This is a genomic window from Parabacteroides sp. AF19-14 (assembly GCF_003635485.1).
Lineage (GTDB): Bacteria > Bacteroidota > Bacteroidia > Bacteroidales > Tannerellaceae > Parabacteroides > Parabacteroides distasonis.
Window position 1 is genome coordinate 163,770 of sequence record NZ_QTMJ01000001.1, and the last position, 18,942, is coordinate 182,711.

Genomic DNA, 18,942 nt, shown 5'->3' on the forward strand with positions numbered 1-18,942 from the left:
CAATGATTAAGATAACCTATAAACTGATTCTTCTCCTAAGCTTGTTAGCGATGACGGTTACTTCATTCGCCGCATCGGAGGCTGAGTACGGGAAGGTATCGAAAGCTTGGACCTTGCATGCCGACGGTAGCCAAGAATATCGATCCTCCATGGAATTGACGCTCTTCACGCACACTGCGATGAATAGCACGTATGGCGAGAGTTTTATCGTCTACAATCCCGATTTCCAAACACTGAAGATTCACTCATCCTATACGAGGCAGAAAGACGGTACGATCGTAAAGACACCCGATAACGCCTTCGTGGAGGTCCTGCCCCGTTTCGCCGCCGACGCTCCGGCCTATAACCAACTTAAGGAAATGGTCGTGGTACACACTGGCCTAGAACTTGGGGCCACGATTTACTTGGATTACTCTATTATCACAAAACCGGGCTACTATCCGGCTCTGGATATCAACGAGCGACTACAAGAGACTTCTCCCGTGAAGGAATGCAAGGTCTCTATCTCCGTACCGGAAAACAGTCCGCTCGCTTGGCAATTATTGGGTAGCGACGCAAAAGCATCCCAAGCCACCCGAAACGGCGCTAAAGAGGTAAGCTGGACTTTACGTAACCTGCCGGCCTCTTCCCGGGAAGCTTTCCTTCCTCAAAACCAAGACGGGATTCCCCGCCTAATCGCTTCAAGCTATAGTTCCAACAAGGAGGCATTATCTACGCTAAATAAGCGTTTTAACACTTCCGGAAACTACGAGAGCAAAACGTTCGGCTCTTATATCACGGAAAAGGCTACTAGCGACGAAGAGAAGGTGAACGCCATCCGGAACCATGTAGTCAACAACATGGGATATTGCGCCATCCCCCTCGCTTGTACGGGTTATTCCATCCGCAATGTCGATACGGCCCTTCGCAGCGCTTACGGTACATTAGCCGAGAAGACCCAGCTTCTGAACGTCTTATTGAACGCCGTCGGCATTCAATCGGAAGTAGTCGCCGTATATCCCGGGAATCTGGATATAGACGCTTGTGGATTAAGCACGATCAAGAATCTTGCCGTAAAAGCGACTGTCGCAGGGAAAGACAAATACCTTTCGGCGGTCAGCCTTGCCCCTTCCGCATTAACAGCCCGGGGTGAGTTAGATCAGGTACTCACGTTGAACGGCACGTCGATCGCCCTACAGGCAGAGCCTACGATCATCAAGGAGAATAAAGCCGTCAGCGTCTCCAAGAACGAAGCACAAAACGGATTCGCCATCTGTACCCTTCCGGCTATAACAGGCGGTATCGATAGCTGGGGCATGAGCGCCTTGAACAGCAAGCGTTCCAACTTATTCGAACTCCCCTCCCTGATCAAGGAAGAGGTAACCTACACGGTTACTCCCGCCGAGGGCATGAAGTTGCAGACCTCCACAAAAGAGCAAGTGATAAGCAAGCCTTTTGGTAAAGTAACCCGCACGATCACACCAAGAGGAAATACGATCGAGGTAGTACGTACGATCGAGTTGGACAAGCAACAGTTCACTCCCGCCGAATATAGCGACGTGCGTAGCTTGATCCATGAATGGACAAATCCGGATAACCGGGTATTGCTATTCTCCCTATAAGATCTAAAACACGGAGCACACGGAACAAATCCGTGCCCTCCGTGTGCTTCGTGTCTAATTATTCCCTACATTTACGAACGTTAACATTAAATCATATCGCATATGAAAACACTAAAGTATTTACTCGTCACCATGCTCCTTCTAGGCGTTTGCAGCCTAACGCATAGCCAAAAGCTATCCCTAGGAATCTTCCCCGAGCCCCAAGAGGTGACTATTTCCAGCCAGACATACGCACCGTCCCATGGATATACCCTACGGGGTATAAATAATCCAGACGCAGATGCGGTCAAACTACTTAAAGAAGCGCTACCTTTCGCTAAATCCGGCAAATCTCTCCCTTTAGAGATCAAGAAGCTAAAAGACAAAACTCCGGAAATGCAACGCTCGGGTGCCTATACGCTGACGATCACTAAAAAAGGCATCACAATCGGGATCGTAGACGATAATTCCTTGTTTTACGCCGCCCAAACCCTCAAGCAATTAGCTAAATATGACGAGGGTAAGAAGATCCTGCCTCTCTGCTCGATCAAGGACTATCCGGACGTATTATTCCGGGGTACCGTGGAAGGATTCTACGGACAGCCTTGGAGCCACGCCGACCGTATCGAGCAAATCCACTTTTACGGAAGGATCAAGCTGAACACCTATATCTATGGTCCGAAAGATGATCCTTATCACAGCTCCCCCAACTGGCGCAAACCTTATCCCGCCGAGGAAGCCGAGCATATCAAGGAACTAGCGAAAGAGGCCGCCCATAACAAAGTAAACTTCGTTTGGGCCATCCACCCGGGACAAGACATTCAATGGAACCTGACAGATAGCATGAACATCCTTTCCAAATTCGAGAAAATGTACGATTTGGGCGTACGCTCTTTCGCCGTTTTCTTCGATGATATATCCGGAGAGGGAGCCCGCCCGGAAAAGCAAGCCGGCTTATTGAATTACATCCATAAGGAATTTATCAGCAAAAAAAATGACGTGCAACCCCTGATCATGTGCCCTACCGAATACAACCGTTCATGGGCTAAGACCGACTATCTGGATATCCTCGGTACCCAACTCGATCCCGCCATCCAAATCATGTGGACCGGAGACCGTGTCGTAGCCGATATCACGAAAGAAGGCGTCGAGTGGGTAAACAGCCGTATCCGTCGTCCCGCCTATATCTGGTGGAACTTCCCCGTAAGCGATTATTGCCAAGATCATTTGTTGATGGGACCCGCCTACGGCCTAGATACGCAAGCCGCCGGCACCATGACCGGATTCGTATCCAATCCTATGGAATACGCCGAGGCTTCCAAGGTCGCTATATTCGGCGTTGGAATGTACACTTGGAATATCGAGAATTACGATCCTACACAGGCATGGAAAGACGCTTGCGACTTTATTATGCCGGAGGCCTCCATGGCTTTCCGCATTTTCTGCGAGCATAACTGCGATCCGGGTCCGAACGGACATCAATACCGCCGGGAAGAGTCCGCTAACTATGTGGCTCCTATCCAGACATTCCTCGCCGGATATAAGAAAAACACGTTCCCGGAGCAAAGCGCGAATCTTCTGGGAACCTTATTCGCTCAAATCACGGCTTCCCCGAGCATGATCTACAGCCAAAGTCCCAATAAACGCCTGATCGAACAAATCAATCCATGGCTTATCCAATTCGAGTTCTTAGGAAAAGCCGGTACAAGTGCTCTGCATATGGCGCACGCTTGGTATGAGAAAGACCGGTCTTATACATGGCAACGCTATCTGGAAACATCTGCCTTGCTAGATAGCATGAAACTGATAAACCGCACGCTGAACCAGAAGGCACAGCCTAAAGGCGTGAAAGTCGGATCGAAAGTCTTACACCCTTTCATCGTAGACTTATACCGCCAGACAGGTCGTAACCTGCTATCTACGGACGGTATCGCCCCAGACGAGGTGAAGGTTAGCATCCCTTCCATATTCACGAATATCGACCAATTGAAGAGCCAGCCTTGTGCCGAGGGTGATAATACGGTCGGTTACGTCCCCCTATTCGAGGTAGTCAAGGTACAGCCTAATCAATATCTGGGTATCGGCTGGGAAATCCAGAAAGAAGCGGAATCCTTCTGTTTCAATCTTCCGAAAAGCAACCAACCCGGACGGGTATTCGAGTGGTCTGCTGACGGAAAGAGCTGGAGCCTAATCCCCCATGTCTCCACGGAAAACGCTAAGGATACGATCCGCACCATCGATCCGAAAGCCCGTTATATCCGTATGCGAAATAACTCGGATCAGCAAATGGAGCTATATGTACTAGGATTCACGGCGACAACCCAACAAGACCCGCAAATCAATGAGGCTCTTATGATGTACGATATGAACCTAGATACGTATAAGAACTTGAATCCGGGAGAAATAATTCACATAAAATGCGATGATATCAACGCCGTATCTTTCTTCCTCTCCGGAAGTAACGAGAATTTGGTATCTATCACCGGCCTCTCTCAAGATGGTGAGAAAAACATCGTCTATCAAGGGAACGTAGGCTACATCAAATTAAATAAAACCATGTTCGAGGATTTCTCTTCTTTAGAAATCACCACAATAGGAAAAGAACCTATACATATCCACCAGATCGTTAGGGAATAATAAATAAAAAAGTACCGATTTCTTTCTCTCTTAGATGGAAGAAGGAGATCGGTACTTTTTTATTTATTCGTACAATTCGGGAGTATCTTATTTTTGGCACATCTCCGCTTGTATATTCCTTTTAAAAGTTATACCTTTAGGATGCGAAAAATAGAAACCGAAAAAACAATGCGAAAAGAAGAAAGATATAAAGGCGTATTAAACTGGTTTAAGGAAAACGTACCGGTAGCCGAGACTGAACTACATTATGACAATCCATATCAATTATTGATAGCGGTAATCCTATCCGCACAATGCACGGATAAGCGAGTGAATATGATCACTCCTGCCCTGTTCGAGGCTTTCCCTACTCCCGAGGTAATGGCAGCTAGCACACCAGAAGTCGTCTTTGAATACATACGAAGCGTATCTTACCCGAACAATAAGGCTAAACATCTGGTAGGTATGGCGAAGATGCTGATAGAGGACTTCAAAGGCGTGGTTCCCTCCGATATTGACGAGCTACAGAAACTTCCGGGTGTAGGAAGAAAAACTGCGAACGTAATCGCATCCGTTGTATATGACAAGCCAGCCATGGCGGTAGATACGCACGTATTCCGTGTCTCCAACCGGATCGGCTTGACCAATAATAGCAAGACACCCTTGGAAACGGAAAAGGAGCTAGTGAAGAACATTCCGGAAGAACTGATCCCCATCGCCCATCACTGGTTGATATTACATGGAAGATATGTTTGCCTCGCCCGGAAACCGAAATGTGAGGAATGCGGATTAAAGCCTTGGTGTAAATACTTCCTAAAGCAAACATGAGGATCGGCAAGAAAGACATAATGGCATTCATTGTCTTGTTTTTGGCTACGATCGTTTGCGTGAGGTACTTTTACAAGAATATGAGCGACGAGCAATTTGTCGCCACGGTAGATCCCTATAGCTTGGTCATCCCGACCCCCACAGCAATTTTTGCTATCAATCGTCCTCCTGTATTCGAGAAGATGATATTACCCATGGAGAATATACGCAAGGCGTTCTCGGATCATACGCCCGCTATTTTCCTCTCTTTAATACAGCAAAATCCGGATTTATCGTCTTTCTTGATCGCTTATTATCCACAAGGGGATATCTTGTACGCCCCTATGGATAGTCATACGGCAGAGCGTATTTTCAAGCAACTGGACGCTTCTTTCACTTTTCCTGCCCAGCAACGAGAGGAAGCTTCCGTTCCTGTTAGATACTATCCGGATGTTGATAAGCATTTTCTAGGTTGTTACTACCACGAGGGTATATTCGTGGTGTCCTACAATCGAAAATTATTGGTAGAGACAGCGAAAAAGCAACAGATGTACCCCGCACAGATCATTCCGGAATTAGCTGATCTAATTAGTAAAAAAGGCAAGAGTGGCGCGATGAATCTCTTCATCCAAAGCGCCTCTTTAGATTTACAGGTTCAAATGAATGACTCGACGGAGTGGAAAATGAAAAATCAATGGTTGGCAATGGATTTATTCTATAATGAAGGAAGCCTTTGCTGCTTCAATGAGCAGCCCTATGAAGAAACCTTGGAGAACTTTTACCCCAACTTATGCGATACGATAACTACTCGGATCAATCGGCTATTCCCACAAATAAAAACCACGGCACAAGTCAGTCATGACGAGGCCGTGGTCTATTTTACGGTTTGCGGGAATTAAGCTTCAGTCCCTTCTTTCTTGAATGCTGACACAAACATATCTTTTACGAATAAATATCCGATACATCCGAATAAAGCGAGGAAGACAAAACCGACCAAGATAAGTGCCTTCTTAGGAGAAGATGCTTTCAAAGGTACGGTAGCCGGCTCGATTACGGTATACACCGGAGTTTCTTCCTGTACACGCAATTTATCTTGCTCCAACTTCTGCGCCAACGTATTGTAAACATTAAACGTAAGGGTCATCTCATTCTTCAAACGTTCCTGCTCCGTACGGTAGCTGGAAGAGATAATATTACGGTTGGCATCCTCGAAAGCAGCGTACGCACGTTGCGCTTTATAATAAGCGTCACGTGACTCGCCAAATACCTTCTGGGTAAATTCCAAATCTTGCTTTACTTTCTGCGTACGATAATTCGTAATATAATTCTGGAGGTTTTCCAAAACGACCTTTGTCATCTGAGCGGAAATAACCGGGTCCTGCATCTGTACGGAAGCCGTGATAACCAAGGTCTTCTTGTCCACGGAAACAGAAACCCGCTCCTGCAAGGCCTTCACCACCTCTTCTTGATCCTTTGTCAAATGGTAAGGATTCAAGCCCTCAGACTCTTCCTCGTCACCGGAGATTAAACTCATTACCGCACCCAACGCCTTGAATGGAGCGGAGACAATATATCCCCACCAAGCCTTACGTTGATGTTCACTCATATAATCATACAATGTAGTGCTTAACTCCTTTTCCTTATCGGTAACCTCTACCGGAAACAATTCCAACAGAAACGGGGTACTCTGCACCACATCCGGATACAAATCCGGAGAGATCGCGTCCGCACCGGCAGCGGCATTCAGATTAATCCCAGCCATAGCAGCCAAACCGCCAAGACTAGATTTTTTTGCCGCATCCTGTGTCTCTGGTGCCAATTTCACCGTAGTTGTATATTCCTTGGGAATACTGAAAGCTACAATCAAACCTACTACCACCGCAATACCACAGCCTTTCAATAAGAACTTACGCTCTTTCCACAGTTTTTGCGCCAGTTCGATTAAATCGATCTCCTGCTCCTCAGGTAACTCTTGTCTTTTTATCTCGTTTATCGTATCCATGCCTGATTAGTTTTTAATCATGTTAACAATAGAGGTAATCATCGCGGCCATAGAGGTAGCGGAGCTACTGATACTCATGATCTCAGCCAAGCTTCGGCGCTCACGTTGCGTCTTCGTCGGAACTACGATCTCACAGCCCGGCTCCACTTTCGGATAACGCTTGAAAAAGATAGCGGTACGCTTCGTCGTAGCGACCTTACCATTCATATATATTACGATCGGATACTTACGTGCGATATCATTATAACCACCGGCTTGAGACAAGCAATCCGTAACTGACATACCTTTCGTGTAAGTCACGCTGTTCGGATAAGTCACGGCTCCACTCATCTTCACCGTACTTTGCAACTGCGGAATATAAAGTTCATCACCATCACGAAGCACGACATCATCGATACTGCCCGGATTTGCCAACGCTTTCTCTAAATCAATACCTACGGAATAGTCCTTCACATTCATCAACGCTACACCGATGGAATCCCGGCTTTGCTTATTCGCCTCACTTAAAGCCAGAAGGGTCTCCATGCGTTTCAATTCATCTTCTGTCAACTGACGTTTCAAGCTGGCACCTTTTACATAAGCCTCAGGGGTAACGCCTCCCGCTTTCGCGACAATGTCACTCAAACGTGCGTTCTTCGTAGCCAATACATAGCTACCGGCAAAAGTGATCTCGCCGTTCACCTTCACGACCTGTTGCTCATGATACCCCGGGGAGAAACGAACATAAACTTCATCGAACGGCTCCAGCGTAAAGATCGTATCTCCCGCATTCAACTTGAAGTCCTCACTCAACGAGAAGTTATATACATCAGCGATCCGGTTGACATTCTGATTGGAACTAGGATCCTTCACACGACGGGCTACCTCTACATTAATAGAAGAAGCGGACTCTCTTAAGCCACCGGCCATCATGATAGCGTCCTCTATTGTCAAATTATGACGATACGGAAGCACCGTATCCGGATAATTCACGGCTCCGCCAACCTTGATCGTATAAGGTTCGCGCAAATCGAATAGGGAAGGAATGCTTAATTGGTCTTCCGCTTGCAACTCCACATCTGGAGCGGTACCGTTCAAGATACCACGAATATCCACGGCGATCATCGTAGTCGTGAAATCCGGATTCAAACGGGTAATCAAGGCACGGCCGGCGAACTCGTCTCCTTTAAGACCTGCGGCCTGTTTTACCAATTGCTTTACCGTACGAACCGACGGACTTAACTCATATTCTCCCGGACGCCATACTGCTCCCGTCACGATCAAACGATTCTCATAAAAAGGAATAACGGAATCTACCAGCAAAGAATCGCCATCCTGCATCACGAAAGAAGCGAACTTATCTTCCGAAACCGTAGAGATCTGGTAACGACTATCTGATTTACGCTTCACTTGTACGTCCTTCGTATAAGCGTCGCCGGTAAATCCGCCGGCCATATCCAGCAATTGCTTCAAGGTCTCACCCTTGCGCAACTCGAAAATACGATTACGTTTCACCTTACCTCGAACCACCGCTAACTGGTCGTACGGGCCTACCATAATCATATCGTTCTCTTCCAAACGAACATTCGTTGTGTACTTTCCGTTCAATAAATAATCATATACGTCGAGATTAGCGATTTCCTTGCTATTGCGATATACCTTGATGCTACGCAAAGAACCGATCTTATTCACACCACCGGCGGCATACAACGCATTAAATAATGTGGCGAATGAAGGTAATGTATACGTACCGGGAGCGACTACCTCGCCGACAATATTCACCTTCATGCTACGAATCTGGCTCAAACTGACGGAAACAAAGGTATTCCCCTCTCCCGAACCAGACAGCGTAGACATAATCTGGCTCAACTCCTGACGCAGACGAGTCTCAGCGCCAGCGATCGTCAATCCACTGACCGACACCGGACCTAAATTTGGTACAAGGATCGTACCATCCGGAGAGATCTTTAATTTCAAGTTTAGCTCGGAATCTCCCCATACATTAATCAATAACTCATCACCAGCGGAAAGCACATAATCCTTAGGTGTAGGGATGTTTAAATCTGGGGCAAAAGATAAGTTCTTGTTTGAGAAGATTTCATGCCCGAATACGGTATTCTCCATGGCTGAAGCAGGAAGATTATTTCTACGTTGGGCTTCTAAGGATTGTCCTTCATCGATTACCGGCATTACCCGGTCGCTAACCTTCGCATCGGTAGCGGTAGCTTGAGATCCGACTGATCCCCCTTCTTGTTTCATACGCTTGGCTAATTCCTGCTGGATCTGCGTATCCGACATTCCAGCGGCTTTCGCCTTGTCAATCAAGTCTTGCGGAACCTGTGCATACACAGATCCCGACAGCAATAAGCAACATACGCATAGTACGTTCTTAAACGATAAATTCATACAGTCTATTATTGTTTTTTATTATATACCACTCCTGCTATAAGCGACTAACTTAAAAAAGCAGCTATTCTCTAGATTTTCAGCTGGCAAAGATAAAGAATCTTTTCAATATATGACTTAAAAAGTCACCGTTAATCCATCATATGAGTAATGTACATGCGGAGGCAACTCTTTTTCAATGACCGCATGCAACCCTATGCGATGACTCATATGGATTAAATAGGCCTCCTTGGGCTGGATACGGGATATATTCGCTAAGGCTTCCTCCAGACTCTCATGCGATTGATGCTCTCCTTTCCGAAGGGCATCAATAACCAATACATCAAGGTTTTCCAACTTAGCGTACTCTTCTTCCGGAAGATATTTAAGGTCGGTCAAGTAAGCCATATTGCCGATACGGAAACCTAAGATCGGCAGCTTAGCGTGCATTACACGGATCGGAGTGATCATGACACCGGCGGCCTCAAACGGTTTCGTCCCGATCGTATGCAAAACCAAATTAGGCACTCCCGGATATTTATGCTCCCGGAAGACATAAGGGATGCGAGTCTTTATCGCCTCCACGACATTGTCTTCCGCATAAATATCCACATCTTTATACCGGCCAAAAGGACGTAGATCATCTAAGCCACCTACATGATCGTAGTGCTCATGAGTTACTAAAACGGCGTCAAAATAGTAAATCTTATTGGTTATCATTTGCCAACGGAAGTCCGGACCACAATCGATCAATATCCGTTTCCCTTCCGTCTCTACCAAGATCGAAGCCCGTAGACGCCAATCACGGGGGTCTTTACTAGTACATACCTCACATTGGCAACCTATCTCAGGATTGCCCGTAGACGTTCCTGTTCCTAAAAAAACGATTTTCATTATCCGACATATTTAACCTCAGGCATAAGCTCTATACCGAAACGATCTTTTACGGCGGTACGAATGCTCTCCGCGACCAACGCGATCTCATGCCCCCGGGCATCTCCTAAATTCACTAATACCAACGCTTGTTTCTCGTAAACACCTACCGGCCCATGGTTTTTACCCTTAAACCCACATTGCTCGATCAACCAACCGGCCGGAACCTTGATCTTTCCTTCCGAAGCGGGATAAGACGGGATTTCCGGGAATTGCTTTTTCAATTTCTCAAAATGCTCTGCCGTAATTATCGGGTTCATAAAGAAACTGCCTGCGTTGCCTAATACTTCCGGATCGGGAAGCTTCTGCCTGCGAATTGTTATGACAGCCTCACGGATCGTTTCCAAAGTAACTTCCGGATATTTCGTCAACTCCTCCTTTAAGTTCCCATAATTAACCGAAAAGCTAGGGTTCTTGGATAGTCGAAGCGTAATATAAGTTATGATGTGGGGGTCATGATGCTCATTCTTGAAATAACTATTACGATATCCATATTCACAATCCGTATTCGTAAAAGTCCGTTTCTCGAATGTCAACTGGTTATAAGCCTCCACGCTCTCGATCACATCCTTGATCTCCATACCATAAGCCCCGATGTTCTGGATAGCGGCAGCGCCCGCCTCACCGGGTATTAAAGAAAGATTCTCTATACCTCCCCAACCTTTCAATACGGCGTATGCCACGACATCATCCCAGATCTCCGCAGCCCCGACACGAAGCGATACATACTCGTCCGTTTCCGCCGAGATAGAAATCCCCTTGATTCGGGAATGGATGATAATGCCATTATAATCGTTGATGAACAATAGATTGCTCCCGCCTCCTATATGCAAGGATAAACATTCCTGAAAGTATTCATCATGTAAGATTCGTTGCAACTCCTCCTCCGTCTCATACTCCATGAACCAACGTGTCTTTACTGGGAGATGGAACGTATTGTGTTTCTCCAACGAATAATTCTGCTCTATTCTCATCGTCTATTTTATTTTTAGGGCAAAAGTAGTCATAAATAACTCATCCGCAAATTATGTAGTTCCGGATTTTTTCAGTAGATTTGTATATAGAGTTGATCGTATGGATGAGAACACGTCCGGCCTATCCGGTGAAATACAGAAGATGATCCTCGACAAGTTAAACACGTTCAATCGAGGAAAAACGTCAGACAAAGGGCGGTACTACATTCTTTTGCCTACCTCAAAGACCTTATATTATACGCTTTGGTTCTTTACGCCTTCGGCCACTTATCATCCGACGGTCTATTTGGCGAATCTCGACTTGAATGCCATCAGCTCGGTGAATAAGGCGATTAAGATGGTAAGCAACTCCTTTCTACCTTTATTTATAACGACAGATATCAAAGACTCTCCCGATAATGGAGACGATATTATTTCTTTCGGTAAATACAGAGGATACCATTTGCATGACATCTATACGATCGATCCCCGTTACGTCGTTTGGATAGCCGATAAATATGAGCCTCACGTAAAAAGCGAGATGCGTTTTAAAGAGTTAGCGGTGACCTACAGTAAAATCTATCTCGACCTACAGACCCGTAAGAAATATAAAATGCCTGTAAGCCGCTTTGTAGGAACACCGGGAGAAAAATTGAGCGATTTAAAGTTAACAATCACAAAAGTCCGCATTGAAGACGATTCTTACAAGACACAGATTATCCGTGGTACCGAATATTTCTATGTAGATCAATTGCTCACGGCCGTGGACATCGCCGGGAATTACTTTTTATTGAGGATAAAAGCGAAAGATCGTAGTCTTACCACGCAAACGTTGCCACCGGGCGCTCATGCTTTCCAAGTAGGGGAAAAATTGACTTTGACTTCCGCTAAGGTCTTAAAACATATAGAATCCCGTACTATCAAGTACACACGAATCGGGTATATCAAGATTCAATAAATGTTTCGAAATTCGCAAACTGACACATTATTAACATTTTTTGTTCTTAAAAATGTAACAAACATCTGTAGGCCTTGTTTAATAAGAAACTCAAATGCAAATGTATCTTTGCAAAACGTAACTATAAAACCAGCTTCAAAGTGTACATTTGTAGTGTTTAACAATTTAAAAAATTTGCATTTATGAACAAAGCAGAACTTATAGAGGCTTTAGCAGACAAGACCGGGTTACAAAAGCAAGAAGCAAAGAAAGTATTGGATGCTTACATCGAGATCGTAACTGAGCGTATGTCCGAAAATGAGGAAATCGTACTTGTCGGATTTGGAACACTGATCCCAAGACCGCAAACACAGCGTCTTGCCAGAAATCCTAAAACAGGTACTCCGGTAATGATCCCCGCTCGTACGACCGTAAAATTCAAACCGGGTAAATTCCTCCTTGAGGCGATGAATGCCCACCTGAAATAATAAAGTCACCGAAAACGTAGTAAAAATATCCCCGGTAAGGGGATAAAAAACCATAAGTATGAAATCTTTCATTTATAACTATGAATGAAAAATTTCATACTTATGATTTTTAGTGTCCGGAAATGATTACTTTTGGGCTCAAAAAAAAGACTCATGAGAATCGTCAATCTTGGAGACACAAATTCCATATTAAACAAGTTCGTAGCCGAACTTAGAGATGTAGATATACAAAAAGACAGCCTTCGTTTCCGTCGTAATGTTGAGCGTATCGGAGAAATCATGGCTTACGAGATCAGTAAGGAATTTCATTACAGTACGAAAGACATCCAGTCCCCGCTAGGTATAGCCCCGATGAATACGCCGGACGATCGAATCGTGATTAGTACGATCTTGCGTGCCGGACTTCCATTCCACCAAGGTTTCCTTCGGTATCTGGATAATGCGGAGAACGCTTTCGTATCCGCTTACCGCAAATATAAAGACCGTTTGAATTTTGATATTCATATCGAATATATCGCCTCTCCTCGCTTAACAGGTAAAACCTTGATCATATCCGACCCGATGTTGGCCACCGGAAGCTCTATGGAATTGGCGTATGAGGCCCTGCTGACCAAAGGAGTACCCGGCCATGTACACGTAGCCTCCATCATCTCAAGCAAACAAGCCTTGGAATACTTGCAGAAGAAAATGCCGGATGACAAGACTACAATCTGGATCGCCGCATTAGATAATGACCTCGACGATCATTCTTATATCGTTCCCGGATTAGGCGATGCAGGAGATTTAGCGTTCGGCGAGAAGGAATAGGGATGCGTAAACCAAAACGTACTGCCTTTGCCCAACTCGGAATTTACACCGATCCGACCACCTAGCCTATTTACGATGGTCTCGCAAATAGATAGCCCCAAGCCCGTACCTTGTTTAAACGTATTTCCTTTATAGAAACGATCAAAGATATGGGCTTGTATCTCTTGGCTCATGCCATCCCCCGTATCAGTCACGGAGAATTTTATCTCATCACCTATGATCTCGTAAGCTAAGGTGATACAACCTTCGCTCGTATACTTGATCGCGTTGTTAAGGAAATTGGATATTACCTGCGTCAGCCGCATACGATCGCTATAGATTTGGCATTCCGGTGAATCTTGGGGAGCGATCAGAGCTACGTTATCGGGCATCTTGATACGGAATGAGGTCACGATCTCATTGATCACCTCTTTTACGTTCATATCGGCGAACTTGAAATCCATCGTACCGGATTCAATTTTTGCCAAGTCTAGAATATCACTGATCAATTGAAGCAACATCCGATTATTGCTATCGATGATTTCCACAAACTCATGCCTCTCCTCGGGATCATCCGTTTCCGCCAATAATTGAGAAAAACCGACAATGGCATTTAATGGCGTACGAATCTCATGACTCATATTCGCTAGGAAGGCAGACTTCAAACGATCCAGTTCTTCCGCCCTTTCCCTTTTCAATTGAGAGTCCTTTAACTCCGTGATATCGTAATTAATACAGATCATCTCCGGTTTATTCGGGTCTACGCTTTGAGGGTTACGGGTGATATTGGCGCAAATCCATTTCCATCCGTCACCAGACTTCACACGCACTTCCCTACGGAAATGATGCGCTTTACCCTGTTTCACCTCCTCAAAGAATGAGTTTATATATCCAGCGTCGTTCGGATGAATATAAGAATAAATCCCAATAATTTGGGACAAGGGGGTTCCATCCTTCTCTCCCATATTCTCATACCATTGCTTAATGGCATAGCCCTCAAAGGTATATAAGTCATAAAGGGCATAACCGACTTTAGCGTATACGCTGACCAAGGTAAATACATTCTCAAACTCAGAAATACGGTTATAGGCGATCATCTTTTCCGTATTATCCAAATTAATAAGTAAATAGCTGGAAGGTTCACCTCTTTGGTCATATAAAATACTGGCCTTGGTAACGATATCCATCTCGCCTACTTTCGAGGTGTTATAATAATCATCGACCTTCTTAAACGAATAATTCAGCCGGAAATTCACGGATTTATTCTCCTTGAGTTTCTTGATCACATCTTTAGGCATAATCGGGTTGCTAAAAATATTGACTCCTAAAACGTCCTTCTTTGACCGGATACCGAATATCTCCATATCCTTTGCGTTCAGGTCAATCAAGTAACCGTCCCTGTCATAAAGCTCGACCCCCACAGGTAAATTTACATACAGCTTTCGGAAAATCATCTCATTATGATCGATCATCTTACTAATCTTTTCCTCTTTCAGTTTGAAATTAGGTAAAATCTGTAATATGCCCAACGCTTTTACGCACACTCCATTATTCAACTTACGCTCACATAATCTGGAGCGTACCCATTTTTCCCCAGTCGGTGTTATTATCGGAAATATCTGCTCATACGTATCGACAGATTGGATCGATAAAAAATCCGTAGTAATCAGATCCCTAAAGTCTTCCCGGATTATATAGTAAAATTCAAAAAAAGAGAGATTATTCCCCTTCTTCCCAAATATACTCATTAAATAATCGGAACAGATATAACTTCTTTGAACAAAATCGGCTTCCCACAAGCCAACTTCCGCTCTATCTAATAACAATTTACATTGATCCAATTGAGTCTGTATATCCTCCATAAAAATATCCCTTCCGATAAAATTACACTATGATTTCACAAAGATATAATTTAAATAGTATAAATCCCCTATAATAAAAAAGAGATTGTCTCGAATCACTCAAGACAATCTCTTTATATATTCAAAGCCTGATATAAATTATTTCAATTCCTTGATACGAATATTGCGGAATTTGACAGGGGAACCATGTCCTAAGAAACCTATATGACCTTTTTTGTTAAACAAACCCGGATGCTCCTTTCCATCCGGCGTACCATTCTTCACGGCATCCCGAATATTTCCATCCAAGATTACGACTCCATTCACCGTCACACGGATATGATCGCCATCCGCCATGATCTCTTCCGTATTCCATTCTCCAACCGGCTTGAACGCTTTCGGATGATCCTCACGGGCGGGAATGATACCGTATACGGAACCATGATGTTGCAGCGGAGTGATGTTTCCTTGGTAAATAGGATGTTCACAATCCAAGACCTGCACTTCCATACCTACATATGCTGCGTCTCCTTCCATCGGCGTACGGATACCGACACCGTTATTAGCTCCCGGGGTTAACTGGAAATCAAAACGATAGATAAAGTTTCCGTATTCCTTCTTGGTGTACAGATTACCTCCGAAGCTACTGCTTGGAACCATAGAGATACAGCCGTCTTCCAAGATATAATCAACCGTATTTCCAGTCCATTCATGCATATTCGTTCCGTCAAACAAAACCTTGAAACCCTCTTTTTCCTCTTCAGGAGACAATTGGAACGGTTCTTGTTTCTCTAATTCCTTCACGTAGATATTACGGTAATAAACCTTGCTACCATGCGCTTGCATCTCGATTTGCTCTACCGGGAAAATCGGAAGCTTGCGATCCCAATAGTTTTCCAGAATCACGTTATCTACCACTTTTTCTCCGTTCAAGACAACCGTCACACGGTCGCCAACCATCTTAATATAGAAGGAATTCCATTCACCTAGTTTATTATCGGCCACTTTCGAAGGCTTGCTCTCGTTCACCTGATTGTTATACAAGCCTCCGGAACCTACTTGCGCACCGACATTTACCCGAGAAGTATCCCAGATCTGGACTTGAGGAGTACCACGCAGATAAATACCGGCATCAGCCTCAGGGCCTTTCGGATCCAACATCCAATCCACATACATCTCGAAATCACCATATTGCTTTTCCGTACATAGGTTATCGTACCCAGTACCGTCAAATACTAACAGGCCGTTCTCTACTTTCCAGTCACGACGCATATTCTCATCTGCCTTCTCCTGCGCTTTCGCCAATTGAGCCGGTTTCATTTTGGCGCGGGCGATCGGATTCTCGACCAAACCTTTCCAACCCGTTAAATCCTTACCATTAAAGATAGAGACAAATCCGACCTCGTCCGGCATCGCATCCAAATGTTGCTTCAAGGCATCGATATCATAACGAGCGTCTTCCCCGTCGAACATGGTCAAAACACGTTTCAAGATTGCCTTCACATTGTCACCCTTATATTCCGGATGGTTACGAGCGATATTCCAAACCGCATAAACAGCCGCAGAACGAACAGCCGCATCGCTTGAATCCAAGAATTCCGACGCATACATCAATGCCAAGAAGGTATCCGCCCGTTGGATCTGACGTAAAATAAGAGCCTTTTGCTCGCTCGTCCGGGCGATCTCCATGACTTTCCGCAAGCTCAACAAACGATTCTCTCTCGTAAATGCCGGATTAGATACCAACTGCACATAACGCTTTAACGCCCTGTCGAATACTTGATCGGAAGAGGCTGATTGGCAAACCTTAAATAGTTCATCGGCAGCCTCAATACCCTTCCATGCCAACAAAGCGTCAAGAGCCGCATCCTTGGCCGCTCCATTCCCTTTATTCAATCCTTCCACGATCGTAGCCAAAGCCTCTTTCTCGCCAGTCGCTGATAAGACCTTATAATAAAGATATCTCTTGCTGTCTCCCGCTTGTATCATACGGCGATTCACGTTAGATACTTGAGTTGCCGCCGGTTGTTTAGAGATAGCGGCAATGATCGCATCTTGAAGCGGAGCGACAGCTGAAGCCTCCGCAGTCTCCAACATTCCGCACAATAAAGTGAAATCTTTCTCGGATACTACATCTTTCAATGCGGTATAAGCGGCTTTCTTCACCTCTGATGAGCCGGATTTAATCTGATCCAGTACCGTATTTAGATTCGCGTCGGCCATACGTATCGCCAACAGCTCCAAACCAGCGATTTTCCCGGCATCGGAAGCGGACGGGATCACTTTAGCGACCGCTTGATCAATATCGCCGTTAAATGCCATCAAAGCATCTTGACCCAATAATATCACTTGCTTGTCATTGCTCTTCAACAAATCCGCCAGCACAGGAATGACACTCTTATCACCGATTTTAACCAAAGCCCAAACAGCGGCCTGTTGCACATAGAAATCCTTATCTTTCAATTGGTCCAAAAGAACTTGTCTCGCTGGTAGATCAAAACGAAGTTCCAGATTCTTGATCATGTCATGTTTAGACGGGCATTTGCTTTCACGGCCTATCCAGTTCAAGATATCCACCTTGACTTCCGGCTTCGCCTTTAACATGTGTTTCATGACCTCGATATAAACATTTTGATCAGCGAAACCCGAAGCGAAGTTCAAAGCCGCATTACGGTATCCCTTATCCGTATCTTTCAAAGCCGATAATAAATTCTTCGTAGCAGCTTCCGGCTTAGCGGCCAATAGAATCTGAAGAGCGGCCTCACGGGTCTGTGTCATACCTGCTTTCGTAGACTTCTTCAATAAATCATTCGCTGCTTTCTCCGCATCTTTGGTATCGCCTTGCTCAAGGACACGTTTTATCAAAGCGATATACGCCTCATTCGCCCCGGTCTTTTCCATTTTATAACCGGCTTTCTCGGCAGCGGCGGCTAAATCGCCTAGAGAAGCTTTAGAACCTACACGACTCAACGCATAAAGAACCTCTTTCTGCATATTCTCATCGCTGGAACTAAGCATCACTTTCAATACATTTTCCGCATCAGCGATTTGCACGTCAGCGATCGCACGGATAATATTTTTTTGCGTCTTCGGAGTACCGGAACGACGCATCAAGGAAGCCACCAAAACCTTCTTAGCGTTATCGGTACGGATTGCGGATAACGCACGGGCAGCAGGACCGCTTAGGCTCTCATCGTTCAAATAGCTAGCCAGCGTATCCACACACTCATCTTTTCCCAGTAATTGAAGCTGCCGGATAATAAAAGCCTTTGTCTCCCGGTCGCTCACCTTATCCAAGGCTTTCAAATATGCGTTGGCTGTTGCTAGACGGGCATTTTCCTCACCTTTCGCCATCACGTAGTGAGTCAATCCGCTCAACGCATAATCCACGTTCGAGTTACTGCCTTTTCCCGGAGCGTTAATCTTGTTAATCAACATCAAGACCCCTTCCTCGCCAGTGGAGCTTAGGTCATTAATTAATTTGTTATATTCAGCTTGTTGCTCCGCCGGCATCTGTGCCAGTACATCGGCAACGATCGTCTTCGATGTACGATTAGCCGGGCTTTGAGCCATTAACATGCTACCGCACAACAATAAGCTGGCAATTGATATATATACTTTTTTCATATGTGTAT

13 protein-coding genes are annotated in these 18,942 nt (G+C 45.1%); 7 read left to right on the top strand and 6 right to left on the bottom strand.

Going from position 1 to position 18,942, the window contains the following annotated elements:
- The first annotated feature begins 2 nt into the window (after positions 1-2).
- The 4 genes from DWX33_RS00745 to DWX33_RS00760 all read left to right on the top strand — a co-directional run bounded on the left by DWX33_RS00745 (position 3) and on the right by DWX33_RS00760 (position 5,902).
- The gene (locus DWX33_RS00745; RefSeq protein WP_057327684.1) at positions 3-1,601 is read left to right on the top strand and encodes a DUF3857 domain-containing protein; all 1,599 of its coding nucleotides are present in this window, start codon (positions 3-5) and stop codon (positions 1,599-1,601) included.
- A gap of 102 nt (positions 1,602-1,703) precedes the next feature.
- The gene (locus DWX33_RS00750) at positions 1,704-4,217 is read left to right on the top strand and encodes a beta-N-acetylglucosaminidase domain-containing protein (RefSeq protein ID WP_122143801.1); all 2,514 of its coding nucleotides are present in this window, start codon (positions 1,704-1,706) and stop codon (positions 4,215-4,217) included.
- Positions 4,218-4,385: 168 nt separating this feature from the next.
- Positions 4,386-5,024 (top strand): endonuclease III, encoded by a 639-nt coding sequence (gene nth / locus DWX33_RS00755; protein ID WP_048927319.1) that lies wholly within the window; start codon positions 4,386-4,388, stop codon positions 5,022-5,024.
- Entirely contained in the window at positions 5,021-5,902 is an 882-nt protein-coding gene (locus DWX33_RS00760) for a hypothetical protein (protein ID WP_048927320.1), read from the top strand. Before nth ends, DWX33_RS00760 begins: the two co-directional genes overlap by 4 nt.
- On the opposite strand, the gene DWX33_RS00765 is transcribed toward DWX33_RS00760, so the two are convergent.
- The 4 genes from DWX33_RS00765 to murB form a co-directional block, all read right to left on the bottom strand.
- Positions 5,899-7,005: a Wzz/FepE/Etk N-terminal domain-containing protein gene (locus DWX33_RS00765; protein ID WP_048927321.1), complete on the bottom strand. Its 1,107-nt coding sequence runs from the start codon at positions 7,003-7,005 to the stop codon at positions 5,899-5,901. The genes DWX33_RS00760 and DWX33_RS00765 overlap by 4 nt on opposite strands.
- 6 nt (positions 7,006-7,011) lie before the next feature.
- A complete protein-coding gene (locus DWX33_RS00770) occupies positions 7,012-9,390 on the bottom strand; it encodes an SLBB domain-containing protein (RefSeq protein ID WP_048927322.1) in 2,379 nt (792 codons plus the stop codon).
- A 117-nt stretch (positions 9,391-9,507) separates the two neighbouring features.
- Positions 9,508-10,263 (bottom strand): MBL fold metallo-hydrolase, encoded by a 756-nt coding sequence (locus DWX33_RS00775; RefSeq protein WP_005862219.1) that lies wholly within the window; start codon positions 10,261-10,263, stop codon positions 9,508-9,510.
- Positions 10,263-11,276 (bottom strand): UDP-N-acetylmuramate dehydrogenase, encoded by a 1,014-nt coding sequence (gene murB / locus DWX33_RS00780; RefSeq protein ID WP_022192160.1) that lies wholly within the window; start codon positions 11,274-11,276, stop codon positions 10,263-10,265. Before murB ends, DWX33_RS00775 begins: the two co-directional genes overlap by 1 nt.
- Positions 11,277-11,376: 100 nt before the next feature.
- Here murB and DWX33_RS00785 point away from each other — a divergent pair, with 100 nt between their 5' ends.
- From DWX33_RS00785 to upp, 3 genes are all read left to right on the top strand, one after another.
- Complete coding sequence (locus DWX33_RS00785) at positions 11,377-12,213, top strand: hypothetical protein (RefSeq protein WP_022192159.1); 837 nt, start codon at positions 11,377-11,379, stop codon at positions 12,211-12,213.
- 182 nt (positions 12,214-12,395) lie between these two features.
- Positions 12,396-12,680: an HU family DNA-binding protein gene (locus DWX33_RS00790; RefSeq protein WP_005856836.1), complete on the top strand. Its 285-nt coding sequence runs from the start codon at positions 12,396-12,398 to the stop codon at positions 12,678-12,680.
- Between the two features lie 153 nt (positions 12,681-12,833).
- On the top strand, positions 12,834-13,487 hold the full coding sequence (gene upp / locus DWX33_RS00795; RefSeq protein WP_022192158.1) for a uracil phosphoribosyltransferase: 654 nt from the start codon (positions 12,834-12,836) through the stop codon (positions 13,485-13,487).
- Here upp and DWX33_RS00800 read toward each other — a convergent pair.
- Complete coding sequence (locus tag DWX33_RS00800) at positions 13,430-15,328, bottom strand: PAS domain-containing sensor histidine kinase (protein ID WP_022192157.1); 1,899 nt, start codon at positions 15,326-15,328, stop codon at positions 13,430-13,432. The two genes, upp and DWX33_RS00800, sit on opposite strands and share 58 nt — an antisense overlap.
- Before the next feature lie 138 nt (positions 15,329-15,466).
- Entirely contained in the window at positions 15,467-18,934 is a 3,468-nt protein-coding gene (locus DWX33_RS00805; RefSeq protein ID WP_122379675.1) for a DUF1080 domain-containing protein, read from the bottom strand.
- Positions 18,935-18,942 lie beyond the last annotated feature (8 nt).

Excerpts from the sequence above, each read along its gene's own strand:
- DWX33_RS00745 (WP_057327684.1), top strand. The coding sequence starts at position 3 with ATGATTAAGATAACCTATAAACTGATTCTTCTCCTAAGCTTGTTAGCG.
- DWX33_RS00750 (WP_122143801.1), top strand. The coding sequence starts at position 1,704 with ATGAAAACACTAAAGTATTTACTCGTCACCATGCTCCTTCTAGGCGTT.
- nth (WP_048927319.1), top strand. The coding sequence starts at position 4,386 with ATGCGAAAAGAAGAAAGATATAAAGGCGTATTAAACTGGTTTAAGGAA.
- DWX33_RS00760 (WP_048927320.1), top strand. The coding sequence starts at position 5,021 with ATGAGGATCGGCAAGAAAGACATAATGGCATTCATTGTCTTGTTTTTG.
- DWX33_RS00765 (WP_048927321.1), bottom strand. The coding sequence starts at position 7,005 with ATGGATACGATAAACGAGATAAAAAGACAAGAGTTACCTGAGGAGCAG.
- DWX33_RS00770 (WP_048927322.1), bottom strand. The coding sequence starts at position 9,390 with ATGAATTTATCGTTTAAGAACGTACTATGCGTATGTTGCTTATTGCTG.
- DWX33_RS00775 (WP_005862219.1), bottom strand. The coding sequence starts at position 10,263 with ATGAAAATCGTTTTTTTAGGAACAGGAACGTCTACGGGCAATCCTGAG.
- murB (WP_022192160.1), bottom strand. The coding sequence starts at position 11,276 with ATGAGAATAGAGCAGAATTATTCGTTGGAGAAACACAATACGTTCCAT.
- DWX33_RS00785 (WP_022192159.1), top strand. The coding sequence starts at position 11,377 with ATGGATGAGAACACGTCCGGCCTATCCGGTGAAATACAGAAGATGATC.
- DWX33_RS00790 (WP_005856836.1), top strand. The coding sequence starts at position 12,396 with ATGAACAAAGCAGAACTTATAGAGGCTTTAGCAGACAAGACCGGGTTA.
- upp (WP_022192158.1), top strand. The coding sequence starts at position 12,834 with ATGAGAATCGTCAATCTTGGAGACACAAATTCCATATTAAACAAGTTC.
- DWX33_RS00800 (WP_022192157.1), bottom strand. The coding sequence starts at position 15,328 with ATGGAGGATATACAGACTCAATTGGATCAATGTAAATTGTTATTAGAT.
- DWX33_RS00805 (WP_122379675.1), bottom strand. The coding sequence starts at position 18,934 with ATGAAAAAAGTATATATATCAATTGCCAGCTTATTGTTGTGCGGTAGC.